This is a genomic window from Streptomyces sp. NPDC052036 (assembly GCF_040680495.1).
Lineage (GTDB): Bacteria > Actinomycetota > Actinomycetes > Streptomycetales > Streptomycetaceae > Streptomyces.
On the sequence record NZ_JBFAWW010000023.1, the window covers coordinates 1 to 24890 of the forward strand.

The window sequence follows — 24890 nt, forward strand, 5'->3', positions numbered from 1 at the left end:
GCCAGCGCCGGGGCGTCGTTGGTGCCGTCACCGGTCATCGCCACCAGCTTGCCGCCGGCCTGCTCCCGCTTGATCAGCGCCATCTTGTCCTCGGGCGTCGCCTCCGCCAGGAAGTCGTCCACACCCGCTTCCTGCGCGATCGCCTTCGCCGTCAGCGGGTTGTCACCCGTGATCATGACCGTCTTGATACCCATACGGCGCAGTTCCTCGAACCGCTCACGCATGCCGTCCTTGACGACGTCCTTGAGGTGGATGACACCCAGGACACGCGCACCGCGCTCGTCGTTCACGGCGACCAGAAGCGGAGTACCGCCCGCCTCGGAGATGCGGTTGGCCAGGGTGTCGGCGTCCTGGGCGACGGTGCCGCCCTGCTCGCGGACCCAGGCGATGACCGAACCCGCCGCGCCCTTGCGGATCTTCCTGCCGTCCACGTCCACACCCGACATACGGGTCTGCGCGGTGAAAGCGATCCACTCGGCATGCGCCAGCTCACCCTGGTGCCGCTCACGCAGCCCGTACTTCTCCTTCGCCAGCACCACGACCGAACGCCCCTCGGGCGTCTCGTCCGCCAGCGAGGACAACTGCGCCGCGTCGGCGACCTCCGCCTCCGTCGTGCCGCGCACCGGCACGAACTCCGCCGCCTGACGGTTGCCCAGCGTGATGGTGCCGGTCTTGTCCAGCAGCAGCGTGGAGACATCACCCGCAGCCTCCACCGCACGCCCCGACATCGCCAGCACATTGCGCTGGACCAGACGGTCCATGCCCGCGATACCGATCGCGGACAGCAGCGCACCGATCGTGGTCGGGATCAGACACACCAGCAGCGCCACCAGCACCACCATCGTCAGATGGGTACCGGCATAGTCCGCGAACGGCGGCAGCGTCGCACACGCCAGGAGGAAAACGATCGTCAGCGAGGCCAGCAGAATGTTCAGCGCGATCTCGTTCGGCGTCTTCTGCCGCGCCGCGCCCTCCACCAGACTGATCATCCGGTCGATGAACGTCTCACCCGGCTTCGTCGTGATCTTGATGACGATCCGGTCCGAGAGGACCTTCGTCCCGCCCGTCACCGCCGACCGGTCACCACCGGACTCACGGATCACCGGAGCCGACTCACCGGTGATCGCGGACTCGTCGACGGAAGCCACACCCTCGATGACGTCACCGTCACCGGGGATGATGTCGCCCGCCTCACACACCACCAGATCACCGATCTTCAGATCCGTGCCCGGGACCTGCTCCTCGGTGCCGCCCACCAGACGCCGCGCAATGGTGTCGGTCTTGGCCTTGCGCAACGTGTCCGCCTGCGCCTTGCCACGGCCCTCGGCGACCGCCTCCGCCAGATTCGCGAAGATGACCGTCAGCCACAGCCAGGCACTGATCGCCCAGCCGAACCAGTCACCCGGATCCTTGAAGGAGAACACCGTGGTCAGGACCGAACCGATCCACACCACGAACATCACCGGCGACTTGACCATCACCCGCGGATCGAGCTTGCGCAGAGCATCCGGCAGCGACCTGACCAACTGCTTCGGATCAAAGAGGCCCGCACCGACACGGCCCTCATCCTTGTGCCCGGTCGGGACGTCGCTGTGCGGCGCCCGGGTGGGAGTGGCTGTGGACATGGAGTCCTCTGACTTCTCTATACGGGTACTCATGACGCCAGCCCCTCGGCCAGCGGACCCAGCGCAAGTGCCGGGAAGTAGGTCAGACCAGTGATGATCAGGATCGCGCCCACGAGAAGACCCGTGAACAACGGCTTCTCCGTGCGCAAGGTGCCCGCGGTCACCGGCACCGGCTTCTGCTCCGCCAGCGAACCCGCCAGCGCCAGCACGAACACCATCGGCAGGAAACGGCCCAGCAGCATCGCCAGCCCGGTCATCGTGTTGTACCAGTCGGTGTTCGCGTTCAGACCCGCGAAAGCCGAACCGTTGTTGTTCGCCGCCGACGTGAAGGCATACAGCACCTCGGAGAAACCGTGCGCGCCAGGATTGAGCATGGAGTGCGGCGGCGTCGGCAGCGCCATGGACGCCGCGGTGAACACCAGCACCAGCGCCGGGGTGATCAGGATGTAGATCGCCGCGAGCTTGATCTCACGGGAACCGATCTTCTTGCCCAGATACTCCGGGGTCCGCCCCACCATCAGACCGGCGATGAACACCGCGATGACCGCCATGATCAAAATGCCGTACAGGCCCGAACCGGTGCCGCCGGGCGCGATCTCGCCGAGCATCATGCTCAGCATCGTGATCCCGCCGCCCAGGCCCGTGAAGGAGGAGTGGAAGGAGTCCACCGCACCGGTCGAGGTGAGCGTGGTCGCCACCGCGAAGATCGACGAACCGCCGACCCCGAAACGGACCTCCTTGCCCTCCATCGCCGCGCCCGCAGCCTGCAGGGCCGGCCCGTGATGGGCGAACTCCGACCACATCATCAGCGCGGTGAAACCGAGCCAGATCGTGCCCATCGTGGCCAGGATCGCGTAGCCCTGCTTCACCGAACCCACCATCACACCGAACGTGCGGGTCAGCGAGAACGGGATCACCAGCAGCAGGAAGATCTCGAACAGGTTCGTGAACGGCGTCGGGTTCTCAAACGGGTGCGCGGAGTTGGCGTTGAAGTAACCACCACCGTTGGTGCCCAGCTCCTTGATCGCCTCCTGCGAGGCCACCGCGCCACCGTTCCACTGCTGCGAGCCGCCCATGAACTGGCCGACCTCGTGGATACCCGCGAAGTTCTGGATCGCACCGCACGCCACCAGGACCACCGCCGCGATCACCGCACCCGGCACCAGGATCCGCACCGTGCCCCGCACCAGATCAGCCCAGAAGTTGCCCAGCTCACCCGTGCGCGACCGCACAAAACCACGCACCAGCGCCACCGCGACCGCGATACCCACCGCCGCGGAGACGAAGTTCTGCACCGCCAGACCAGCCGTCTGCACGACATGGCCCATCGTCTGCTCACCGTAGTACGACTGCCAGTTCGTGTTCGTCACGAACGACACCGCCGTGTTGAACGACTGCGCCGGGTTCACCGACGAGAAACCCAGCGAGCCCGGCAGCACACCCTGAAGCCGCTGCAGCAGATACAGGAAGACGACACCGGCCACGGAGAAGGCCAGCACCCCACGCAGATACGCCGGCCAGCGCATCTCCGCATCAGGATTGGCACCGATGCCCTTGTAGATCCACCTCTCGACACGCCAGTGCCTGTCCGAGGAGTAGACCCGGGCCATGTAGTTGCCGACGGGAATGTAGACCAGCGCCAGAGCGCCTATGAGAGCCAGCAGCTGAAGCACGCCGGCGAGTTCGGGACCCATGTCTGTTCTCAGAACCTCTCCGGGAAGATCAAGGCGAGGACGAGATAGCCCAGCAGGGCGACGGCCACGACAAGACCGACGATGTTCTCGGCAGTCACAGCTTCGTCACCCCCTTGGCGACGAGAGCCACCAGCGCGAAAGCCGCGAGCACGGTGACGACGAAGGCCACATCGGCCATCGTGAACTCCTGGAATGAGGTTCGGATCGGACGGGAACGGTTAGAGGAAACCGTCTTTCTGGCCGGATTCAGCTGCTGTTGATGCGTCCCTTACGGCGGCCGTAAAGCCTTTGACGGGACTCTTACGGACCCCGCTGTGACCTGGGACGAGGCGCGACCGTACGGCGCGCGGATTCGTCAGAACAGCCGGAAACGCAGCCGGCAGATCACCGCGTCGGTCTCCCGCCGCACGGCATGGGCGACCACGGCACCCCGCTGGTTCTGCAGCAGCCGCTGCCACAGCCGCTCCGGCTCGGTCTCGGGGATCAGGACGGTGACGCGGGTGGCGGGTTCCGCGGCGGTGACGTCACGGACGTACGCGGCGATCGGCCGGCCCAGGGCGCGCCGCTCGGCGGCCAGCCGGACCAGGGGCACACCGGGGTCCCACTCGGCCCAGGCGCGCTCCAGGGCGTGCTGCTGGGCGCGGTCCTCGGGATCGGGATGGCAGACGGTGACCGCGCGCACCTCGTCGCCGAGCGACGCGGCGGCGGTCAGCGCCTCAAAGGTGAGCCGGGACAGGGACGAGACGGGGACGATCACCAGGGAGCGGGCGCGGTGCGGCGCCTCCGGTATGCGGCCGAGGCCCAGGCGCTCGCCGATCCGGGCGTAGGCGCGGTGGACGGTCTCGAACGCGGCGACCAACAGCGGCAGCGCGATCGCGATCAGCCAGGCGCCGTCCGCGAACTTGGACGCGGTCACGACCACCGTGGCGACGGCGGTGAGCAAGGCTCCGAAGCCGTTGAGCAGCGCCTTGCCCCGCCACCCGCTGCTGCGCTCGGCGCGCCAGTGCCGGACCATGCCGACCTGCGCCACGGTGAAGCCGACGAACACACCGATCGCGAACAGCGGCACGAGCGTGTTGGTGTCGCCGCCGGAGAAGACAAGCAGCGCGGCGGAGACGAGGGCCAGGGCGAGCACCCCGTGGCGGTGGACCTGGCGGTCGGCCTTCAGGGCGAAGACATGCGGCAGATAGTTGTCGCGGGCCAGCAGCTTCAGCAACACCGGAAGGCCGCCGAAGGAGGTGTTCGCGGACAGCGCGAGCAGGATCATCGTCGCGAACTGGATGACGTAGAAGGCCCAGTTGTGGCCGAGCGAGGCGTCCGCGAGCTGAGCGAGGACCGTGACGCCCTCGACCGGCTGGAGATGGAAGCGGGAGATCAGCACCGACAGGCCGATCAGCATCAGTCCGAGTACGGCGCCGAGCGCCACCTCCGCGCGCTGGGCCCGCTTGACGCGCGGGACGCGGAAGGAGGGCACCGCGTTGGCGATGGCCTCGACGCCGGTCAGTGCGCTGCATCCCGAGGCGAAGGCCTTGAGCAGCAGCAGGGCGCCCACGGTGGTGGCGTTGTCCGCCAGGGCCGAGGCGTGTCCCGCCGCGGTGGCGGTGCTCGCCGGCCCGGAACGCAAGAGGCCGACCACGATCAGCACGAAGATCGCGCCGACGAAGACGGCGGTCGGCACGATGAACGCCTTCGCGGACTCCACGATGCCGCGCAGGTTGACGGCTGTGATCAGCACGAGCACGATCAGGCACAGCCACAGCCGGTCGTCGTACAGGCCCGGGAACGCGGACGTCAGGGCCGCCACGCCCGCCGTGACGGCGACGGCCACGTTCAGCACATAGTCCAGGACCAGCGAGGCCGCGGCCACCAGGCTCGTCCGCGCGCCCAGGTGCTTCTTCGCCACGGCGTAGGAGCCGCCGCCGTCCGGGAAGGCGGCGATGACCTGGCGGTACGAGGCCACGAGCACCGCCAGCAGGGCCGCGATGGCGAGTGTCACCGGCAGTGTGAACCCGAGCCCGTGCGCACCGGCGGCCGCCAGGACAAGCACGATCGCCTCGGGACCGTAGGCCACCGACGCCATGGCGTCCAGGGACAGCGCGGCAAGGCCCGTGACGGCGGTCAGCCGGTGCCGCTCCTCGGTATCGGGCGGCTCCTCGTCTGCGGGGACGGCCCCTGGCTCGACGGTCAAGAGGGACATGGGCGGGCGCTCCTTCGTGCGGGCCGCGTGCGGGACGACACGCGGGTGCACCAAGGTTCTGGCCGCTTCCGGCCGGATCCGTGCGCTCATTGCGCGTTCTTCGCGCCGCGCCCGGCGACCTTGACGCCGCCTTGACGCCCGGTGTGACGTGGGCGACACCGACGGCGATACATCGGCGTCAAGAAGCACCGCCGGCACATCAGGGTCCCATCAAGGCACCTCTCCTCCGGCTTCCCCGCTGTCTACCGTCGGCGGTATGGAAGGCCGCGACCACGTGCGACACGAGGTGATGGGCGCGCCCTTGGCGGAACCCGGGCAGGCGCTGTCCGACCGCCGCTGGGTGAAGGAGCTGTACAGCTCGGTCCGCTGTGCGGCCGCGCTCCTTGCGATGCTGCTTCTGATCGACTGGGGCGCCGGCTCGGCGGCCCCCTGGCGCGCCGTGCTGTGGTGCGCGCTGTCCCTGCTGCTGTTCGTGGTGCTGTGCCCGCGGCGGATCACCGGGGGCGAGGGCTGGCTGGCCTCGCGCGGACTGCTGCGCACGCGTCGGGTCCGCACGGATCTGCTGGTGTCGGTGCGCTGTCTGGACGGCGTCTCCCAGCGGCTCGTGCTCCGGGACGCGTTCGGCGGGCGGGTCGAGCTCGACCCCCAGGTGCTGGTGAACAACCCCGATCTGTGGCACCGACTGCACGAGGACGCGCGCGCATCGGCGGAGACGGGCTGCCTGATGTGCGGGGAGACCGCGCTGCGCCGTGTCCAGCAGCGGATCGACCGCGAGACCGCCCTGACCGTGTTCAAGGTGTCGGGGCTGGAATAGCGGCACGAGGCGTCGGTCCCGGCACAACGGCGGTGGTGCCGGAACCGGCTGCGCGGCCCGTGGCTCGCGAGGGCCACGGGCCGCCGTATGTGTCAGCCCTCGTGCGGCGGTCCCACCGTGCCGAGTGCCGCGCCCGTCTGGTCGGCGAGTGTCACCGCGACCAGTCGCGCCTGGAGCGGCGGTACGGGTCCGGGGCCGGGGGTGAGCATGAAGCGGCCCAGATAGCGGCCGTTGCCGTAGGCGCGCAGCTCGATGTCGCCCTCGGGCCAGCGGGCCGCATCAGTGTCCCAGCGGCGGCGGCCGGCCACCAGGCTTCCGTCCGGCCGCAGGCGCGGCGGCTTCCCCAGGAGCGTGCCGTACTCGAAGCGGCACGCCCGCAGGCCGAGCACTTGGGTCAGTTCGCCGCGGACGTGGTCGACGACGGCGTCGGCGGACCTGGCGGACTGCACGAGGTCGGCGGTGGCGTGGATACGGGCGAGGTAGCCCGCGTCCGTGACCGTGATGCCCTCCAGTCGGCGGGCGCGGGCCGCGAGCTGGGACACGATGAGGCCAACTGCCGTGAGCAGCACCGCCGTCCCGATGTCCGCGGACGTGGTGATGGCGAAGGTCTCGTAGGGGCGCGTGAGGAAGAAGTCGAACCAGGCCGCCGCGGAGAGCGCGGCGAGGACTCCCGCCGCACGGTTGCCGAGCGTCGCGACCGCGACGACGACCACGACGAGGATCAGCGCGGCGTCGGTGTGCGACAGCTGGCTGCGGAACGGTACGAGGGCGAGCGCCACCAGGAAGGGTGCCGCCAGGCCGGCGGCCAGGGCGAGCCGGTCGCGGACCGGCCAGGCGGCCGTGGGGCCGCGGATCGCCTGGACGCCGTGGAGCCTGTCGAGAACTGTGCCGGTGCTCATGGGTCACCTCCTGTGATGTGCCTCCCCGCGGGTGCGGTCGCCGGAGCGCTCCTGGCAGCCGAATGGCTGCGCGCCCTGGTTCAACGCCCCTGAGGGTCACGGTGACTTCCTGTGTTCTCTGCTCCCACGGAAGTCCTTCCGGGGCCGGTCGGCACCGTCATTGGCGGATCCTTGGCGCGGTCCATGGGGAACTTGACACCGTCTTGACGTGGCCGGGACCCCGGCTCAGCAGCAGCAAGGCGAGGGCGGCGACGAGTGCGACCGTGACCGCGCGCAGAAAGCGCGGCCGCGCGGGCACGGTGGCCCGGTGGCGACTGCGCGGAGCGGCCCGCGCGGCCACGGTCTCACGGCGGAGACGAAGCTCCGGCCGTCCGGTCCGCGGCTGTGCTCTCGATCGCGGACCGATACCCCCCTCGGGCGGGGCGGGCACCTGGTGCCGTGGCTGTGCGCCGCGGCCCCTGCGGCCTGCGTGCCGTGCCGGCCATGACCGTCACGGTCCTTCCCATGTCGGACCACAGAGGGGCGCCCGCCCCTGTCACCGCCCAGTCTGTGGCCGCATCCGACCAGGAACGATCGGCGTTGATGCACTCCTGATGCTCTCTCAGGCGGGATTGACAGCGCCTTGACGGGTCCGGCCGGTCACCGCGACCCGACGGTCGCGAGGGCCGCGTCGGCATGACGCTGTGTGTTCACCGCATGGGGGGATCGCCCTCCTGTGCCCTTTGCCATATCCGGACTGCCGGGCCTGACCCTTTGATGTGTCCTTGATGTCGGTTTGATTCCCCGCTGACGCCGGTCCGCCGGTTTTTAACGCAAGCTTGACGCCGCAGCCCGCCCCAACCGTGGGCCGAGACGTCACTCTCTGCATACGCTGGTGCGGCCGTCCGTGTGATGGCCGATTTCCTCACCGAGCCGCACACAGGAGAGCACGCCGATGGCCACCACCGAACACCCACCTGCGAGCCGATTGCGGGCGTGGATGCTGGAGGGGCTGTCCGACATGGGCAAGGGCTCCGCTCCTGCGGCCGCCCAGCCCGAACCCGCGCACAAGGGGCAGCGCTGGTGGCGGGTGATGTGCCTGACCGGTGTCGACTACTTCTCCACCCTCGGCTACCAGCCGGGCATCGCCGCGCTCGCCGCCGGTCTGCTCTCCCCCATCGCCACCATCGTGCTGGTGATCGTCACCCTGGCCGGCGCCCTGCCCGTCTACCGCCGCGTCGCCGAGGAGAGCCCGCACGGCGAGGGCTCCATCGCCATGCTGGAGCGGCTGCTCTCCTTCTGGCAGGGCAAGCTCTTCGTGCTGACGCTGCTCGGCTTCGCCGCCACCGACTTCCTGATCACGATCACCCTCTCCGCCGCCGACGCCTCCACCCACCTCGTGGAGAACCCCCATCTCACCGGCGCCCTGCACGGCCACCAGATGCTGATCACCCTGCTGCTGGTGGCTCTGCTGGGCGCGGTGTTCCTCAAGGGCTTCCTGGAGGCGATCGGTGTCGCGGTCGCCCTCGTCGGCGTCTATCTCGTCCTCAACGCCGTGGTGGTCGCGGTGGGTCTGTGGCATGTCGCCACCGCCGGGCATGTGATCACCGACTGGACCGGCGCCCTGACCGCCGAGCACGGCAATGTCTTCGTGATGGTCGGCCTGGCGCTGCTCGTGTTCCCGAAGCTGGCGCTCGGCCTGTCCGGCTTCGAGACCGGTGTCGCGGTCATGCCCCATGTGGAGGGCGACCCGGACGACACCGAGGAGAGGCCCACCGGCCGGATCCGGGACACGAAGAAGCTGCTCACGACCGCCGCACTGATCATGAGCGTCTTCCTGATCGCGACCAGCTTCATCACGACGCTGCTGATCCCGGAGAAGGAGTTCCAGACGGGCGGCCAGGCGAACGGGCGCGCGCTGGCGTTTTTGGCGCACCAGTATCTGGGCGGCGGGTTCGGCACGGTCTACGACGTCTCGACGATCGCGATCCTGTGGTTCGCGGGCGCCTCCGCCATGGCCGGCCTGCTGAACCTGATGCCGCGGTATCTCCCCCGCTACGGCATGGCCCCGCACTGGGCCCGCGCCGTGCGGCCCATGGTCATGGTGTTCACCCTGGTCGCGTTCCTCGTCACCTGGATCTTCGACGCCGACGTCGACGCCCAGGGCGGTGCCTACGCCACCGGTGTGCTGGTGCTGATCAGCTCCGCGGCGATCGCGGTCACCATCGCCGCCCGCAAGGCCCGCCAGCGCAACTGGACCATCGCGTTCGCGGTCATATCGGCGGTGTTCCTCTACACCACGGTCGTCAACGTGATCGAGCGGCCGGACGGTGTGAAGATCGGTGCCTGCTTCATCGCCGGGATCATCCTCGTGTCGCTGCTGTCCCGCCTCGCCCGGTCCTTCGAGCTGCGCGTGACCAGCGTGACGCTGGACGACATGGCGGAACGGTTCGTCCGGGACATCGCCAGCCGGAAGATCCGGTTCATCGCCAACGAGCCCGGCGAGCGGGACGCCGCCGAGTACCGCCACAAGATCGAGCAGATCCGCACCGACAACGACATCACCCCCCAGGACGACTTCGTCTTCGTGGAGGTGACGGTCGGCGATCCCTCGGAGTTCGAGGCGGGTCTGACCGTACGCGGCGAGGTCCTGCACGGCCGCTACCGCGTGCTCACCCTGGAGTCGTCCTCCATCCCCAACGCCCTCGCCGCCCTGATGCTCCACGTCCGCGACACCACGGGCTGCATCCCGCACATCTACTTCGAGTGGACCGAGGGCAGCCCGTTCGCCAACTTCCTGCGGTTCTTCCTCTTCGGCCAGGGCGAGGTCGCCCCGGTGACCCGGGAGGTACTGCGCGAGGCGGAGGCCGACCGCAAGCGGCGACCGCGGGTTCACGTCGGCTGAACCGGAAACGCGCCGACGGGACGGGAATCGCGCGGGCATGCGCGATGAGCGGCCCGTCGGCGCGGTCGCACATCCACCGCCTTAGCGCCTTATTGAGTAGTTCACAACCAATTCGCGCTCTATAGAATCGGAGAGGACCTGAACACCGGGGCGGAGACAGCCATGCAGCAGAGCACAGAACCAAGGAACGATGCCGTGAGCGCACCGGGAGCCGAACCGGCCGAGGAAGGCTCCCTGCTCCTGGACGACCAGCTCTGCTTCGCCCTGTACGCGGCCTCCCGCGCCGTCACCGCACGCTACCGGCCCCTGCTCGACGAACTCGGCCTCACCTACCCCCAGTACCTGGTGATGCTGGTGCTGTGGGAGCAGGACTCCGTCTCCGTGCGCGATCTGGGCCAGGCCCTTCAGCTGGAGTCCAGCACCCTCTCGCCCCTCCTGAAGCGTCTGGAGTCGAGCGGTCTGCTCAGTCGCGAGCGGCGCCCGGAGGACGAACGCTCCGTCGCCATCCGCCTGACCGACGCCGGGGCCCGCCTGCGGGAGCGGGCACGGACGGTCCCGCCGGCCATCGGCGACGCCATGGGACTGACCCGCGAGCAGGAGGTGCAGGCCGGGCAGCTCCTGCGCCTCATCACCGCGAACGTCTCCGGCGGCTGAGGCGAGGGCAGCCGGGAATCACCCGCCGCCCCGGGCGTTGAAGCCCTTGTGAGCGCCGTGACCGCACAGACCCGTCTCTCCGTACTCGACCGTTCGCGCACCCGCGAGGGGCACGACGGGGCCGAGGCCCTGCAGCACACCGTGCGACTGGCCCAGAAGGCCGAAGGGCTCGGGTACCACCGGTTCTGGGTCTCGGAGCACCACGGTGTGCCCGGTGTCGCAGGGTCCGCGCCGACCGTGCTGGCCGCGGCCGTCGCGGCGGCCACCCGGACCATCCGGGTGGGGACGGGCGGTGTGATGCTGCCCAATCACCGGCCGCTGGTCGTGGCCGAGCAGTTCGGCGTGCTGGAGGCTCTCTTCCCCGGCCGGATCGACATGGGTCTCGGCCGTTCCGTCGGCTTCACCGACGGGGTGCGCAGGGCCCTGGGCCGGGACAAGGACGACGCCGACGACTTCGCCGGCCAACTCGACGAACTTCTGGGATGGTTCCGCGGCACCTCCCCCACCGGCGTCCATGCGCGCCCCTCCGAGGGCCTGACCGTGCCGCCCTTCGTGCTGGCCCTGGGCGAGGGCGCGACGATCGCCGCACGGGCCGGGCTGCCCATGGTCATCGGGGACCTGCGGAACCGGGAGAAGATGCTCCGGGGAATCGAGCACTACCGGGAGACGTTCCGGCCCTCCCCCTGGTCGAGCGAGCCGTACGTCGTCGTCTCCGGCACGATCGCGGTCGCCGCCACACCCGAGGAGGCCCGCCGCATCCTGCTCCCGGAGGCGTGGTCGATGGCGTATGCGCGGACCCGCGGCACCTTCCCGCCCCTGCCGCCCGCCGAGCGCGTGGAGTCCCTGACGATGACCGCCAAGGAGCGCGGCTTCTACGAGGCCGGGCTCGCCGGTCACATCGCCGGCACCGAGGAGCAGGTCGCCCACGAGCTGGAGAGCCTCCTCAAGGAGACGGGGGCGCAGGAGGTCCTCGTCACGACGAGCACGTACGACCGCACGGCGCTCGTGGACTCGTACCGGAGACTGGCCCGGGTCGCCGGACTGGACACCTGAGGCCGTCGTCTGCCCCGGCGGGTGCCGGGGTGGCGACGGCCGGTCGGCGTGGTCACAGGCCCAGATCGCTGAGGCCCGGGTGGTCGTCGGGCCGGCGTCCGAGCGGCCAGTGGTACAGACGCTCCGACTGCGTGATGGGCAGGTCGTTGATGCACGCATAGCGCTTGCGCATCAGGCCGTTGTCGTCGAACTCCCAGTTCTCGTTGCCGTAGGACCGGAACCAGTTGTCCGAGTCGTCGTGGCACTCGTAGGCGAAGCGCACGGCGATCCGGTTGCCGTCGAAGGCCCACAGCTCCTTGATGAGGCGGTACTCCAGTTCCCGCCGCCATTTGCGGGTGAGGAAGGCGACGATCTCGTCGCGGCCGTCGACGAACTCGGCGCGGTTCCGCCAGCGGGAGTCGACCGTGTAGGCGAGGGCGACCTTCTCGGGGTCGCGGGAGTTCCAGCCGTCCTCCGCCTGGCGCACCTTCTCGACAGCGGTCTCCCGGGTGAAGGGCGGGAACGGAGGGCGTGGTGCGTCTGCCATGTCGTCTCCATCGGATGAGGGCGTCCAGCGGCGCCGACGGGAGAACGATCGTTCTCCGCTGATGCCCACCGTACGAGAACGATCATTCTCCCGCAAGGGCGGACGCCGGGCGCGCCTCCGACCGAGAGCCGAGAGGCCGAGAAACCGAGAGGCCGAGAGATCAAAAGGGTGACCGGCGGCAATTGCTTCGTGCACGACTTAGTTGCACACAACTAGATTGCGTGATCTACTTGCGGACGTCGCAGAGGCACTGCCCCACTCACCCAAGGAAGCAGCCGTCATGAAGCAGTTCGCCCGCCGTTCCCCGCTCTACGCCGCCGCCCTGGCGTCCGTCGCCGGTCTGGCCGCGGTGACCCTCGCGGCCACCGCAGGTGCCGCTCCCGCGACCGCCTCGGCCGACAGCACCGCGCACAAGAAGCCGACCGTGGTCCTCGTCCACGGCGCCTTCGCCGACGCCTCCAGCTGGAACGGCGTCATCAAGCGTCTCGAGCGCGACGGCTATCCGGTGATAGCCCCCGCCAACCCGCTGCGCGGACTGAACAGCGACTCCGCCTACCTGGCCGCTCTGCTCAAGACCGTCAAGGGCCCGGTCGTCCTGGTCGGTCACTCCTACGGCGGCGCCGTCATCAGCCAGGCCGCCGACCACGACCCGAACGTCAAGGCGCTCGTCTACATCGCCGCCTTCTCACCGGCCAAGGGCGAGAGCGCCGCCGAGCTGTCCGGCAAGTTCCCCGGCAGCACACTCGGCTCCACCCTGAACAAGGTCCCCTTCCCGCTGGAGGGCGGCGGCACGGGCACCGACCTGTACATCGAGCCCGCCACGTTCCAAAGCCAGTTCGCCGCCGACGTACCGCGCGCCACGGCGGCCCTCATGGCCGCCACCCAGCGCCCCATCGCCGCCTCCGCCCTCGACGACAAGGCCACCGAGGCAGCCTGGAAGACGATCCCCTCCTGGGATCTCATCACCACCCAGGACAAGAACATCCCGGCCGCCGCCCAGCGCTTCATGGCGAAGCGCGCCCACTCCCACAGCGTCGAGATCAAGGCCTCGCACGCCGTGTCCGTCTCGCGCCCCGGTGCCGTCACCGAGGTGGTGGAAGAGGCGTCCGCGGCAACCGTGCGCTGACCCTCTCGACCGCGCCCGCGCCGGCCGTGACGAAGTGAGGCCCCCCTCGTGTGCGAGGGGGGCCTCCTTCCGTCGAGGGGCGTCACACCAGACGGATGGTCACCTCGTCCTCGACGGGCGGGTCGAGTTCCTGGCGCAGATTGCCGGTCGCCGCGAAACAGCGCAGCCGGACCGCCTCGGGGGTGACGTCCAGGCGCAGGAAGTTCTTGAAGAACGGCGGGCTGTAGGTGACCGAACTCGGGGAGAAGAGCCGGGTGTAGACCTTGCGCACCGGCAGCCGGAACCGCGAGGTGCGGTCGGGCCGGCCCCCGGCACCGAGCAGGGAGGCCACGAGGCGGGTGCGCCGGGTGACCCGGGTCGGTGTGCCGGGGGCGCGGGTCGGGGCGATGCCGAGGCGCTCGGCCACGACGGCGGTCGCCTCCGCCTCGGTGAGCGTGAACAGGCGCCCCAGCCGCAGTCTGCGCCCGTAGAGCCGGCTGTAGAAGGCGAGAGAGTCGCCGCGCAGCGGGTAGCAGCGGAAGTGCCGCTCGGTGACGTTCGCCACCGACACGCGCGGGATGGTGTGGGTGGCGTGCATGAAGGCACCGCCGCCGCCGGAGACCACGTACTGGATGGTGCGGCCGTGCACATCCACCGGATAGCGCTGGTAGTTGTGGATGTCACCGCCTATCGCGGCGACGTAGTGGTGGTCCGGGTCGCGGACCACGTCGTCGACGGTGCCGCCGCCCTCGATGGGACAGGGGTGGTGCTCGCCGTCCACGTACAGCGGGGAGCCGGTGACAAGGATCTTGGGGCGGGGGCCGCGTGAGACCTCGCGCAGCCACCGGCCCTGTTCGGCGTCGAGGGTGCCCAGCAGACCGGTGTCGATGCCGACGATACGCACGGGGCCGGCGTCGATCGCCCAGTACGGACCGGGCTGGCGGGTCTGCTGAGCGGGAGCCGAGCGCAGCGTCCTCGCCTCGGCGAGGCGTTGTTCGTCCGGGGCGCCCGGCCGGTGCCACAACAGGGAGCGCAGCCAGGCACGGCTCGGCGGGCGGGGCGCGGGCTCCTGGGCGGGCGGCTGGGCGTCGCAGAAGACGCGCATGAACCCGTGCAGGTCCTCGTACCAGTCGTGGTTGCCGGGTATGGCGTAGATGGGCGCCTGGTAGTCCTGGTAGGGGCGGAAGAACTTGGTGCCGTAGTCGGCGGTGGCCCCGACCGGATAGATGACATCGCTGGCCAACACGCTGAAGCGGGTGTTCCCACTCGCCCTCAGAAAGCCCGGCACCACGGCGTACTGGGGCGCGTCGCCCTCGCCGGTGTCTCCGATGACCATGAAGGAGAAGCGGTCCGGATCGTCGCGTCGGATCACCTTGTCGGCGGGTGCGCCCGCCGCTTCCTGCTGCTGCGCCCAGCGAGTGCGGGTCCGTCCGGTGGGGTCGCCGAACCAGGAGGCGAGCACCCCGTTGCGGGCCGCCCAGAGGGTCTTCGGGTTGAGCCAGGAGAGTTTCTCGACCTGACGCGGCATCAATTCGTGGAAGCTGCCGCGTTCCGCGGCTCCCCAGCCGGCGCCCTCGGCCGTATCGCGTGAAGATTCGGACATCGCAGAACCGTAGCAATGATCCCTACGGCGAGAGGAAGCGGACGTGGAGGAAGTGGGTGGGCCCGGGCGTCCGGCCGCCGTCGGACGGGACGACGGCGACCGGACCCCTGGGCTCGTGTCTTCCCGTCGCCCCATGTCCCTTGTGTGCAGCCATAAGTGACAGTGCATCAGATCTGCGCGGGTAGGTTCGCGTGTCCGTCTCCCGGGAGTTCCAGGGCCCGTTGGGCGGCCAGGGCGAGGGCCCGGCGGTCGGTCCCGGTGTCCGTGGGGAGCACCGGCTCCACCCGGACCTCCGCGACGAGCCGGTGCGCCGACACCACCCGCCACAGCGAGGACAGCAGGGAGTCGCTGCCCACGAACGCGGGCGCGGTGCTCGCCGGACCGCCATGGTGCCGGTAGTGGAGCCGCACCGGCTGGACCGGGACGCCCGCGTCCAGCGCCGCTTGGAAGGCCGCCCGCCGGAAGTACCCCTGCGACCGGCCGCACCAGGTGCTGCCCTCGGGGAAGACCACGACCGCCGATCCGGCGCGCAGACCGTCCGCGATCCTGGCGACCGTGTCGGGCAGCGCCCGCAGCCGGTCCCGGTCGATGAAGAGCGCGCCGCTGCGCGCCGTCAGCGCACCGGCCACCGGCCACTGCCTGACCTCGATCTTGGCGAGCACCCGGCCGGGGCGGACGGCGGCGAGCAGCGGGATGTCCAGCCATGAGATGTGGTTCGCGACCATCAGCAGACCGCCGTGGGGCGGGGCGGCCCCGGTGATCCGTACCCGGACGCCGGCGGCGCGCACCACCGTCCGGCACCAGGCGCTGATGATCCGCTCGCGGACCGGAACGGAAAGCCGGCACACCAGCGGGGAGAGGACGGTCCCCGTGACCACCAGGGTCACCAGGGCCACGAGCCGCAGTACGGCGCGCGGTGCGGCGGCCGCCGACGCCGTGGCGTCCACGCAGGAACGCGGGGAGCAGGGAGCGCTGGGCAGCCAGGCGCTCACGGGCGCGGCGGCCGGGGACTTCGCCTCGGTGTCCTGCGGCCCCGGTGCCGACGTGCTCGCGCCGGGGCTGCCGGGTGCCGGAGTCCCGCGCCGAGGGCGCAGGCCCGGCGCGGGACGGTACACGGCCTGCGTACCGGTCCTGAACATGGTCGTCACGCCGGCACGAGCGAGAGGAAGTGCCGCAGATAGCGCGCGTTGACCCGGCGCATCGACAGCAGGACATAGAGGTCGGCGACGCCGAAGTCCGGGTCGTGCGCGGGCTCCCCGCAGACCCAGGCGCCGAGCCGCAGGTAGCCGCGCAGCAGCGGGGGCAGCTCGGCGTGCCCGGCCGGGGCCGGGGTCTCCGGCCGCCAGGACAGCAGCGGACGTACGCGGTACTCCTCGGGCGCCATGTGCTTGGCCTGCACCCGCTCCCAGGTGCCCGCGGCGAGCGCACCGCCGTCGGCGAGCGGCAGGGAGCAGCAGCCGGCCAGCCACTCGTGACCGCCGTCGATCATGTAGCGGGCTATCCCCGCCCAGATGAGTCCGATGACCGTGCCGTCGCGGTGGTCGGGGTGGACGCAGGAGCGGCCGACCTCGACGAGCCCGGAGCGGATCCCGGCCAGCGGGTCGAGGTCGAACTCGCTCTCCGAGTACAGCCGCCCGGCGATCGCGGCCCGCTCCGGCGGCAGCAGCCGGTAGGTGCCGACGACCTGGTCGGTCAGGGTGTCACGGACGAGCAGGTGGTCGCAGTACGCGTCGAAGGGGTCGATGTCGAGGCCGGGCTGCGGGGTGGACAGGAGGGCGCCCATCTCCCCGGCGAAGACGTCGTGGCGCAGCCGCTGGGCGTCCCGGACGTCGGCCTCGTCGCGGGCGAGGGTGACGGTGTAGCGGGTCGGTGCCACGGGCAGTGGGGGGCTGGCGAGGGTGGTAACGCCGGTCATGGCTCTCTCCTGGTCACGGGCCGGTTCGGCGGGGCGGCTGCAGACCGGGGCTGTGCGGTCTGTGCGCTCCTGTTCTTCCGATGCCGGTTGGCCTGCGCGTGACCGCTGCCAGGAGGGGGGATGTGGGAATGTTGAATGCCAGGGGTGACCGGTGGCGCGGGGCGGCGGACCCGGGGGCTCGCGAAGCCCGCGAGGCCGTTGGCGGGACCGGGGTTGAGCACCACGCCCGGTCCCGCCCGTCCGCACCCTGCCGGCGAACGTCATGCGGCCGGCGCCGCAGGTCCCAAGCGGCGCCGGCCCGTCCTGGTGACGACAGGACCTAGCGGCGGCCCGCCTTGCGGGTGGCTCGCAGCCACTCCTTGTTCATGCTGGTGATGGAGACCAGGGGGATGCCCTTGGGGCAGGCGGTGGCGCACTCGCCGGTGAGGGTGCAGCCGCCGAAGCCCTCCTCGTCCATCTGCGCCACCATGTCCAGCACCCGGGTCTCGCGCTCGGGCGCGCCCTGCGGCAGCACATTGAGGTGGTTGATCTTCGCCGAGGTGAACAGCATCGCCGCGCCGTTCGGGCAGGCCGCCACGCAGGCCCCGCAGCCGATGCACTCGGCGTGCTCGAACGCGAAGTCGGCGTCCGCCTTGGGGACGGGTGTGGCGTGGGCCTCGGGCGCGGATCCGGTCGGGGCCGTGATGTAGCCGCCGGCCTGGATGATCCGGTCGAAGGCCGAGCGGTCGACGACCAGGTCCTTGATCACCGGGAAGGCCGAGGCCCGCCACGGCTCGATGTCGATCGTGTCGCCGTCCTTGAAGGACCGCATGTGGAGCTGGCAGGTGGTGGTGCGCTCCGGGCCGTGCGCGTCGCCGTTGATGACGAGCGAGCACGCCCCGCAGATGCCCTCACGGCAGTCGTGGTCGAAGGCGACCGGGTCCTCGCCCTTGAGGATGAGGTGCTCGTTGAGGGTGTCCAGCATCTCCAGGAAGGACATGTCGGACGAGATGCCGTCCACCTCGTAGGTGGACATGGTGCCTTCTGCGTCGGCGTTCTTCTGCCGCCAGACGCGCAGGGTGAGCTTCATGCGTAGCTCCGCTGGGTGGGGTGGACGTACTCGAAGACCAGGTCTTCCTTGTGCAGGGTGGGCGCCTCGCCGGTGCCGGTGAACTCCCAGGCGGCCGCGTAGGCGAACTCGTCGTCCTTGCGGGCGGCCTCGCCGTCCGGGGTCTGGGACTCCTCGCGGAAGTGTCCGCCGCAGGACTCGCTGCGGTGCAGCGCGTCGAGGCACATCAGCTCGGCGAGTTCCAGATAGTCGACGATGCGGTTGGCCTTCTCCAGCGACTGGTTGAACTCCTCGCCCGTGCCAGGGACCTTGATGCGCCGCCAGAACTCCTCGCGGATCTGCGGGATGCGCTCCAGCGCCTTGCGCAGACCCGAGTCCGTACGCGCCATGCCGCAGAACTCCCACATGAGTTCACCCAGTTCACGGTGGAAGGAGTCGGGGGTGCGGTCGCCGTCCACGGACAGCAGCAGGTTGACCCGGTCCTCGGTCTCGGCCAGCACCTCCTGGACGGCGGGGTGGTCGATGGTCACCTGGTCCTGGTGCGGGTTGCGGGCCAGATAGTCGTTGATCGTCGACGGCAGGACGAAATAGCCGTCGGCGAGGCCCTGCATCAGCGCGGAGGCGCCGAGGCGGTTGGCGCCGTGGTCGGAGAAGTTGGCCTCGCCGACCGCGAACAGTCCCGGGATCGTGGTCTGGAGGTCGTAGTCGACCCACAGACCGCCCATCGTGTAGTGCACGGCGGGGTAGATCCGCATCGGCACCTCGTACGGGTTCTCCGCGGTGATCCGCTCGTACATGTCGAAGAGGTTGCCGTACTTCTCCTCGACCTTCTTGCGGCCCATGCGGTGGATCGCGTCCGCGAAGTCGAGGTAGACGCCCTGGCCGCCGGGGCCGACGCCACGGCCCTCGTCGCAGACGTTTTTGGCGGCGCGGGAGGCGATGTCGCGGGGGACCAGGTTGCCGAAGGAGGGGTAGATGCGCTCCAGGTAGTAGTCGCGCTCGTCCTCGGGGATCTGGTTCGGCGGGCGGTTGTCGCCCTTGGCCTTCGGCACCCAGATCCGGCCGTCGTTGCGCAGCGACTCACTCATCAGGGTGAGCTTGGACTGATGGTCGCCGGTGCGCGGGATGCAGGTCGGGTGGATCTGTGTGAAGCAGGGGTTGGCGAAGTAGGCGCCGCGCCGGTGCGCCCGCCAGATGGCGGTCGCGTTGGAGTTCATGGCGTTGGTCGACAGATAGAAGACGTTGCCGTAGCCGCCGGAGGCGAGGACGACGGCGTCCGCGAAGTACGTGTCGACCTTTCCGGTGATCAGGTCGCGGGCGACGATGCCGCGCGCCCGCCCGTCGACGACGATCAGGTCGAGCATCTCGGTGCGCGGGTGCAACTCCACGTTGCCGGCGGCGATCTGCCGGGAGAGCGCCTGGTAGGCGCCGAGCAGAAGCTGCTGGCCCGTCTGGCCGCGGGCGTAGAAGGTGCGGGAGACCTGGACGCCGCCGAAGGAGCGGGTGTCGAGCAGGCCGCCGTACTCGCGGGCGAACGGCACGCCCTGTGCCACGCACTGGTCGATGATCTCGACGGAGACCTGGGCGAGGCGGTGGACGTTGGACTCGCGGGCCCGGAAGTCGCCGCCCTTGACGGTGTCGTAGAAGAGGCGGTGGATCGAGTCGCCGTCGTTGCGGTAGTCCTTCGCGGCGTTGATGCCGCCCTGCGCGGCGATGGAGTGGGCGCGGCGCGGGGAGTCCTGGTAGCAGAACTGGACGACGTGGTAGCCCTGTTCGGCGAGGGTGGCGCCCGCGGAGCCGCCCGCGAGGCCGGTGCCGACGACGATGATCGTGTGCTTGCGCCGGTTGGCCGGGTTGACCAGCTTGGCCTCGAAACGGCGGGTGTCCCAGCGCTCGCTGATCGGGCCCTTCGGCGCCTTGGTGTCGATGACCGGTTCGCCGGTCGTGTAGTCGGTGTATGCGGCGGAGGCAGTCATGTCAGCTCACCACTCCGGTCATGACGCCCACGGGGACGGCGATGAAGCCGGCCGTGAGCAGCAGCGCAAGGACATTGGCAATGGTCTTCAGGGCGCGGTCGCGGGTGCGGCTGCCGACGCCGAGGGTCTGGGCTGCGCTCCAGAAGCCGTGCCGGATGTGCAGGCCGAGAGCGAGCATCGCGACGATGTAGATGACGTCGCCGTACCAGGTGGAGAAGGTGTCCACGACGTTCTGGTACGGGTGGCCCTCCTGGAAGCCGCCGGAGTGCACGGTGCCGGTGGTCAGGTCGAGGAGGTGCCAGACGAGGAACAGTCCGAGGATGATGCCGCCCCAGCGCATGGTGCGGGTGGCGTAGCTCGCCCGCGGTCTGGCGTGCACGTACTTGCTCGGGCGTGCCTTGATGTCACGGCGGCTGAGCTGGTAGGCGGAGACGGCGTGGGCGACGACGGCGACGATCAGCACGACGCGGATCAGCCAGAGCGTCCACTCGTAGTGCATGAAGGGTTCGCCGACGGTGCGCAGCCAGTGGGCGTAGTGGTTGAACTCGCCCGCCCCGAAGTAGATCTTCAGGTTGCCGATCATGTGGGCGACCAGATACAGCAGCATGATCAGGCCGCTGACCGCCATGACTGTCTTCTTGCCGACGGTCGAGTCCCACACAGTGCGGGCCATGGACGGCCGTCGGTCCGTCCGCGTTGCCAGAGCCATGGCAGGAACGCTAGGGCCGAAGGTCCTCATCGGTCCAAGACATGGTCCGGCTTGATTCGATAGACCATGCCTATCATGACTGTATGCAGTTCCAGCAGCTCCAGTACTTCGTCGCAGTAGCCGAGACACGCCACTTCACCCGGGCCGCCGATCTGGTCCATGTCGCCCAGCCGTCGCTGTCACAGCAGATCAAGGCGCTGGAGCGGGAACTGGGGGCGGATCTCTTCCTACGGGCCCGCGGCAACATCACGCTCACGGACGCGGGCGAGGCGCTGTTGCCGCTGGCCCGCCGGATCCTCGCCGACGCGGACACGGCCCGTCACGAGGTGCAGGAGCTGATGCAACTGCGCCGGGGCCGGGTGCGCCTGGGCGCGACGCCGAGCGTGTGCACGGGCCTGCTGCCGGACGTGCTGCGCGCCTTCCACGACCGCTATCCCGGCGTCCAGTTGCTGATCGAGGAGGGCGGCTCGCACGATCTCGTACGGGAGCTGGCACGCGGCGCCCTCGACCTGGCGCTGGTCGTGCTCCCGCTGCCCACCCCCTCACCCGCGCTGACCACGGTGGAGCTGCTGCGCGAGGACCTGGTGGTGGTGTCCTCGCCGGACGCCCCGAGACCCGGTGGCGGCCGCCGCACGGTCCGCATCCCGGACCTGGAGGGCGAGCGCCTGGTCATGTTCCGCCATGGCTACGACCTGCGGGAACTGACCGTGGCCGCCTGTCGCGCCGCGGGCTTCGAACCGGACTTCGCGGTGGAGGGCGGCGAGATGGACGCGGTGCTGGGCTTCGTGCGGGCCGGGCTCGGGGTGGCGGTCGTGCCGCGCATGATCGCCGTGGGGTCCGGGCGCGGGCTGCGGGTCACCCCGCTGGCCCGGCCCGGACTCCACCGGACGATCGCGCTGGCTCACCGCAGCGATGTGGCGCCGCCGCGAGCGGCGAGGGAGCTTCAGCAGATGCTGCTGGAGCGCTGAGCCGCACGCCCGCGCACCCCGCACCGCACGCCCTCGCAGGTCGTACCACCCGTCCGCACACCCTGCACCGCACACCCGCGCAGCTCCTGCCTCCCGCACCGCCCGTACGGTCGTGGGGGGTCAGCCCCTCGCGTCCGCCAGCGCCAGTTCGTGCAGGCGCTCCGGCGGGCCCGGGCGGGCGTAGTACCAGCCCTGGGCCGTGTCGCAGCCCAGGATCCGCAGCTGCTCGGCCTGGGCGCCGGTCTCCACGCCCTCGACCGTGACCGCGAGGTTCAGGCTGTGGGCGAGCGAGACGATCCCCTCGACGATCTTCAGATCGACGGGGTCCGCCGGGCACTGCTGCATGCTCTGGGTGAAGGAACGGTCCAGCTTCAGCACCCGCACCGGAAGCCGGCGCAGATTGGCCAGGTTGGAGTACCCCGTGCCGAAGTCGTCGAGGGCGATGTCCACCCCCATCTCGGCCAGGCGGCGCAGGGGTTTGAGCAGGTCGTCGTCCGCCCCGATGAGCGCCGACTCCGTGACCTCCAGGCAGAGCGCGTCCGGTTCCAGACCGGCCTGCTCCAGGATGTCCACGGTGTCGGAGACCAGCCCTGGATGAGTGAGCTGGCACGGCGACAGATTGACGTTGATCCGCAGCGGACCCTTCTCGTCGTGCTTCTGCTGCCACGCCCGGGCCTGCCGCACCGACTCCTGGAGGACCCAGCGGCCCAGCGGCACGATCAGCCCGGTCCGCTCGGCGAGCGGGATGAAGCGGTCGGGCCCGAGCACGCCGTGCTGCGGATGCAGCCAGCGCACCAGCGCCTCGGCGCCGTGCACGGTGCCGTCGCCGAGATGGACCAACGGCTGGTACTCGATGAAGAACTCGCCCCGGTCCAGGGCGGTGGGCAGTGCCGTGGTCAGCCCGTGCCGGGTGATGGCGCGGGCGTCGGCCTCGGGGTCGGCGAGCTCGAAGCGGTTGCCGCCCGCCGACTTGGCCCGATACATGGTGATGTCCGCGCTGCGCAGCACCTCCGCCGGGCCCCGCTCCCCCACGGGCCCCTCGACGACGCCGATGCTGCCGCGCACGGTCAGCTCCCGCCCGTCGACGCTGATCGGGGTGACCAGCGCGTTCATGATCCGTCCGACGAGCTCGTCGACCCCGCGCTCGGCGTCCGGCCCGGTGGTGAGCGCCACGAACTCGTCGCCGCCGAGCCGCGCGACCATCTCACCGGGCGCGGTGGCACACGCCTGGAGCCGGTCGGCGACCTCGACGAGCAGCCGGTCGCCGGCCGCGTGTCCGAGGCTGTCGTTGATGGCCTTGAAGCCGTCGAGGTCGAGGTAGCACAGGCCGAACCGCTGCCCCTCGCCCGCGCCGAGCGCCTTCTCCAGGCGCTCGAAGAACAGGGTGCGGTTCGGCAGTCCGGTCAGCGCGTCGTGGGTGGCCTCGTAGCGCAGCCGCAGGTTCAGCAGGCGCCGCTCGGTGGTGTCCTCCATCAGCGCGAGCTGGTACTGCGGGGCGCCGTCCGCGTCCCGCAGCAGGGACACCGTCAGATTGGTCCACAGGACCGTGCCGTCGGGCCGGTAGAAGGCCTTTTCGACGTGGTAGTGGTCGCGCTCGCCGCGGACCAGTTCGTCGTACAGCCGCCACACCTGCGGCGCGTCGTCCGGATGGGTCCACTCGGCGACGTTGCGTCCGCGCACCAGGTGGTCGGAACCGCCGAACATGCGCAGCAGCGCGCCGTTGACCTCCAGGACGTTGCCGTCCAGGTCGGCGATCCCGATTCCTATGGCCGCGCCCTCGAACACCGCGCGGAAGCGGGCCTCACTGGAGTGGAGCGCCTGCGCCACCACGCCCTGGGCGGTGAGGGCGGCCTGCGCGATGACCTCCTGTTCGGCGAGCGTGCGCTCCTTCAGGGCCGCCGCGAAACCGGCGGCGATCGCGTGCTGCAACCGCGAGGAGCGGGTCCGCAGAGCTTCCTGCGCCTCCGGGGAGGCGTCGGGATCGCCGCAGTAGAGCACCAGATAGGCGTCGACGCAGTCGAGCGTACGGCTGAGGGCCTCCGGGTCCGTGCAGTGCGCTTCCATGAGCGCCGCGCCGATCGCCTTGGCCGTGGGCGCGTCGAACGCCCTGGCCCGCAGCGCGTCGCACAGCCGCCGGGCCAGCGGCAGCAGTTGCTCCTCGAACTCCGGCCGGGTCAGCGAGGTCGAGGTCACGGGGAAGACGGCCCGGCTCCAGATCGTCGCGAACCTGCGCAGTCTGTCCTCCGGCCCGCCCGGCTCCCCGCTCACGCGGCGCGCCCCACGCCGGCGAATCCGGAGAAGGCATAAGGATCCTCGTCCTCGGGTGCCGTGTCGGGCCGCCACGTCGGCATCGGCACCAGCCCGGGTTCCACCATGTCGTACCCCTCGAAGAACCGCGCGATTTCCTCGCGCGAGCGCATGATCAGCGGATTGCGGATGTTCTTGTACACGTCGACCGCGCCCTCGGCGCGTTCCTGCGGCAGCGGGATTCCCTCGTACGAGGCATGCGTGAGGATGAGCAGGCTGCCCGGCGCGAGGGCGTCGCGCAGCTCGGCCACCGCACCCAAGGGGTCGTCCGTGTCCTCCACGAAGTGCAGTATGGCAACGAGAAGCAGGGCGACCGGCCGGTTCAGGTCGATCAGCCGCTCCATCTGAGGGCTCGACAGTATCTCGCGGGGCTTGCGGAGATCGGCGGCGACGACGGCCGCGTCGTCGTTCCCCTCGAGAACGGCCTCGCTGTGCGCCACCGCGACCGGGTCGTGGTCGACGTACACCACACGGGCGCCCGGATGTGCCCCCTGGGCCACTTCGTGGACGCTGCCGAAGGTCGGGATGCCGGCGCCGATGTCGAGGAACTGGGTGACGCCCTCCTCCACGGCGAAGCGCACGGCGCGGCGCATGAACGCCCGGTTCGCCTGCATGATCTTGGGGAGTCCCGGCATGAACTCCAGTGCCCTGCGCGCCGCCTCGCGGTCGACCTCGAAGTTGTGCGACCCGCCCAGGTAGAAGTCGTACATGCGGGACACGCTCGGCACGGAGATGTTGATGCTCCGTGGCGCCCAGGCAGGACGCTCCATGTAGTTCTCCAAGGCGTAGACGACGGCGGAGGCGATCCGGTGTTTCGAGCAGAGGCTACTGATCGTCCGCCAACGGAGCGAGCAAAAACGGAAATTGACCGTCCGTTCCCGGTCACTGCCGGTGGCACGTGCCGTCGATATCG

At 70.2% G+C, this 24890-nt stretch carries 20 protein-coding genes; 6 read left to right on the forward strand and 14 right to left on the reverse strand.

Going from position 1 to position 24890, the window contains the following annotated elements:
- The 4 genes from kdpB to AB0L95_RS27495 form a co-directional block, all read right to left on the reverse strand.
- On the reverse strand, positions 1–1658 hold a 1658-nt coding region (kdpB, locus tag AB0L95_RS27480), incomplete at its 3' end, for a potassium-transporting ATPase subunit KdpB (protein ID WP_365165712.1).
- A complete protein-coding gene (gene kdpA, locus AB0L95_RS27485) occupies positions 1655–3319 on the reverse strand; it encodes a potassium-transporting ATPase subunit KdpA (protein ID WP_365165714.1) in 1665 nt (554 codons plus the stop codon). The genes kdpA and kdpB, both read right to left, overlap by 4 nt.
- 8 nt (positions 3320–3327) lie before the next feature.
- Positions 3328–3417, reverse strand: coding sequence for a K(+)-transporting ATPase subunit F (gene kdpF / locus AB0L95_RS27490; protein WP_016434100.1), 90 nt, complete (start codon positions 3415–3417; stop codon positions 3328–3330).
- Between the two features lie 257 nt (positions 3418–3674).
- Positions 3675–5516: an APC family permease gene (locus AB0L95_RS27495; protein ID WP_365165716.1), complete on the reverse strand. Its 1842-nt coding sequence runs from the start codon at positions 5514–5516 to the stop codon at positions 3675–3677.
- A 256-nt stretch (positions 5517–5772) separates the two neighbouring features.
- Here AB0L95_RS27495 and AB0L95_RS27500 point away from each other — a divergent pair, with 256 nt between their 5' ends.
- Positions 5773–6330, forward strand: coding sequence for a hypothetical protein (locus AB0L95_RS27500; RefSeq protein WP_365165718.1), 558 nt, complete (start codon positions 5773–5775; stop codon positions 6328–6330).
- A 92-nt stretch (positions 6331–6422) separates the two neighbouring features.
- Here AB0L95_RS27500 and AB0L95_RS27505 read toward each other — a convergent pair whose 3' ends face one another.
- A complete protein-coding gene (locus AB0L95_RS27505) occupies positions 6423–7229 on the reverse strand; it encodes a DUF4118 domain-containing protein (protein ID WP_365165720.1) in 807 nt (268 codons plus the stop codon).
- Between the two features lie 934 nt (positions 7230–8163).
- Between AB0L95_RS27505 and AB0L95_RS27510 the strand changes: the two genes are divergently transcribed.
- The 3 genes from AB0L95_RS27510 to AB0L95_RS27520 all read left to right on the forward strand — a co-directional run bounded on the left by AB0L95_RS27510 (position 8164) and on the right by AB0L95_RS27520 (position 11820).
- Positions 8164–10113 (forward strand): amino acid transporter, encoded by a 1950-nt coding sequence (locus tag AB0L95_RS27510; RefSeq protein ID WP_365165722.1) that lies wholly within the window; start codon positions 8164–8166, stop codon positions 10111–10113.
- Positions 10114–10308: 195 nt separating this feature from the next.
- The gene (locus tag AB0L95_RS27515) at positions 10309–10767 is read left to right on the forward strand and encodes a MarR family transcriptional regulator (RefSeq protein ID WP_365165724.1); all 459 of its coding nucleotides are present in this window, start codon (positions 10309–10311) and stop codon (positions 10765–10767) included.
- A 48-nt stretch (positions 10768–10815) separates the two neighbouring features.
- Positions 10816–11820, forward strand: a complete 1005-nt coding sequence (locus AB0L95_RS27520) for an LLM class flavin-dependent oxidoreductase (protein ID WP_365165726.1) — start codon at positions 10816–10818, stop codon at positions 11818–11820.
- Between the two features lie 52 nt (positions 11821–11872).
- Here AB0L95_RS27520 and AB0L95_RS27525 read toward each other — a convergent pair whose 3' ends face one another.
- Complete coding sequence (locus tag AB0L95_RS27525; RefSeq protein WP_365165729.1) at positions 11873–12346, reverse strand: nuclear transport factor 2 family protein; 474 nt, start codon at positions 12344–12346, stop codon at positions 11873–11875.
- 280 nt (positions 12347–12626) lie between these two features.
- Between AB0L95_RS27525 and AB0L95_RS27530 the strand changes: the two genes are divergently transcribed.
- Positions 12627–13472 (forward strand): alpha/beta hydrolase, encoded by an 846-nt coding sequence (locus tag AB0L95_RS27530; protein ID WP_365165731.1) that lies wholly within the window; start codon positions 12627–12629, stop codon positions 13470–13472.
- An 82-nt stretch (positions 13473–13554) separates the two neighbouring features.
- Here the strand turns inward: AB0L95_RS27530 and AB0L95_RS27535 are convergent, their stop codons facing one another.
- The 6 genes from AB0L95_RS27535 to AB0L95_RS27560 all read right to left on the reverse strand — a co-directional run bounded on the left by AB0L95_RS27535 (position 13555) and on the right by AB0L95_RS27560 (position 20666).
- Positions 13555–15054, reverse strand: a complete 1500-nt coding sequence (locus AB0L95_RS27535; protein WP_365165733.1) for a metallophosphoesterase — start codon at positions 15052–15054, stop codon at positions 13555–13557.
- Positions 15055–15221: 167 nt separating this feature from the next.
- Complete coding sequence (locus AB0L95_RS27540; RefSeq protein WP_365165912.1) at positions 15222–16046, reverse strand: lysophospholipid acyltransferase family protein; 825 nt, start codon at positions 16044–16046, stop codon at positions 15222–15224.
- 152 nt (positions 16047–16198) lie between these two features.
- Positions 16199–16969 carry a GNAT family N-acyltransferase gene (locus AB0L95_RS27545; protein ID WP_365165735.1) on the reverse strand — a complete coding sequence of 257 codons (771 nt, stop codon included), beginning with the start codon at positions 16967–16969 and terminating at the stop codon, positions 16199–16201.
- 319 nt (positions 16970–17288) lie between these two features.
- Positions 17289–18038, reverse strand: coding sequence for a succinate dehydrogenase/fumarate reductase iron-sulfur subunit (locus tag AB0L95_RS27550; RefSeq protein ID WP_365165738.1), 750 nt, complete (start codon positions 18036–18038; stop codon positions 17289–17291).
- A complete protein-coding gene (locus AB0L95_RS27555; protein WP_365165740.1) occupies positions 18035–19993 on the reverse strand; it encodes a fumarate reductase/succinate dehydrogenase flavoprotein subunit in 1959 nt (652 codons plus the stop codon). The genes AB0L95_RS27550 and AB0L95_RS27555 overlap by 4 nt, the downstream gene beginning before the upstream one ends.
- A gap of 1 nt (position 19994) precedes the next feature.
- Positions 19995–20666, reverse strand: coding sequence for a succinate dehydrogenase (locus AB0L95_RS27560; RefSeq protein ID WP_365165914.1), 672 nt, complete (start codon positions 20664–20666; stop codon positions 19995–19997).
- A gap of 119 nt (positions 20667–20785) precedes the next feature.
- Here AB0L95_RS27560 and AB0L95_RS27565 point away from each other — a divergent pair, with 119 nt between their 5' ends.
- A complete protein-coding gene (locus AB0L95_RS27565) occupies positions 20786–21670 on the forward strand; it encodes a LysR substrate-binding domain-containing protein (protein WP_365165743.1) in 885 nt (294 codons plus the stop codon).
- 120 nt (positions 21671–21790) lie between these two features.
- Here the strand turns inward: AB0L95_RS27565 and AB0L95_RS27570 are convergent, their stop codons facing one another.
- Both AB0L95_RS27570 and AB0L95_RS27575 read right to left on the reverse strand, forming a co-directional pair.
- On the reverse strand, positions 21791–23938 hold the full coding sequence (locus tag AB0L95_RS27570; RefSeq protein WP_365165745.1) for an EAL domain-containing protein: 2148 nt from the start codon (positions 23936–23938) through the stop codon (positions 21791–21793).
- Positions 23935–24747, reverse strand: a complete 813-nt coding sequence (locus AB0L95_RS27575; RefSeq protein ID WP_365165747.1) for an SAM-dependent methyltransferase — start codon at positions 24745–24747, stop codon at positions 23935–23937. The genes AB0L95_RS27570 and AB0L95_RS27575 overlap by 4 nt, the downstream gene beginning before the upstream one ends.
- Positions 24748–24890: the final 143 nt, after the last annotated feature.

Bases quoted from the DNA above. Each gene is read 5' to 3' on its own strand.
- kdpA (WP_365165714.1), bottom strand. From the start codon at position 3,319: ATGGGTCCCGAACTCGCCGGCGTGCTTCAGCTGCTGGCTCTCATAGGC.
- AB0L95_RS27495 (WP_365165716.1), bottom strand. From the start codon at position 5,516: ATGTCCCTCTTGACCGTCGAGCCAGGGGCCGTCCCCGCAGACGAGGAG.
- AB0L95_RS27500 (WP_365165718.1), top strand. From the start codon at position 5,773: ATGGAAGGCCGCGACCACGTGCGACACGAGGTGATGGGCGCGCCCTTG.
- AB0L95_RS27505 (WP_365165720.1), bottom strand. From the start codon at position 7,229: ATGAGCACCGGCACAGTTCTCGACAGGCTCCACGGCGTCCAGGCGATC.
- AB0L95_RS27510 (WP_365165722.1), top strand. From the start codon at position 8,164: ATGGCCACCACCGAACACCCACCTGCGAGCCGATTGCGGGCGTGGATG.
- AB0L95_RS27525 (WP_365165729.1), bottom strand. From the start codon at position 12,346: ATGGCAGACGCACCACGCCCTCCGTTCCCGCCCTTCACCCGGGAGACC.
- AB0L95_RS27530 (WP_365165731.1), top strand. From the start codon at position 12,627: ATGAAGCAGTTCGCCCGCCGTTCCCCGCTCTACGCCGCCGCCCTGGCG.
- AB0L95_RS27535 (WP_365165733.1), bottom strand. From the start codon at position 15,054: ATGTCCGAATCTTCACGCGATACGGCCGAGGGCGCCGGCTGGGGAGCC.
- AB0L95_RS27545 (WP_365165735.1), bottom strand. From the start codon at position 16,969: ATGACCGGCGTTACCACCCTCGCCAGCCCCCCACTGCCCGTGGCACCG.
- AB0L95_RS27550 (WP_365165738.1), bottom strand. From the start codon at position 18,038: ATGAAGCTCACCCTGCGCGTCTGGCGGCAGAAGAACGCCGACGCAGAA.
- AB0L95_RS27555 (WP_365165740.1), bottom strand. From the start codon at position 19,993: ATGACTGCCTCCGCCGCATACACCGACTACACGACCGGCGAACCGGTC.
- AB0L95_RS27560 (WP_365165914.1), bottom strand. From the start codon at position 20,666: ATGGCCCGCACTGTGTGGGACTCGACCGTCGGCAAGAAGACAGTCATG.
- AB0L95_RS27565 (WP_365165743.1), top strand. From the start codon at position 20,786: ATGCAGTTCCAGCAGCTCCAGTACTTCGTCGCAGTAGCCGAGACACGC.
- AB0L95_RS27575 (WP_365165747.1), bottom strand. From the start codon at position 24,747: ATGGAGCGTCCTGCCTGGGCGCCACGGAGCATCAACATCTCCGTGCCG.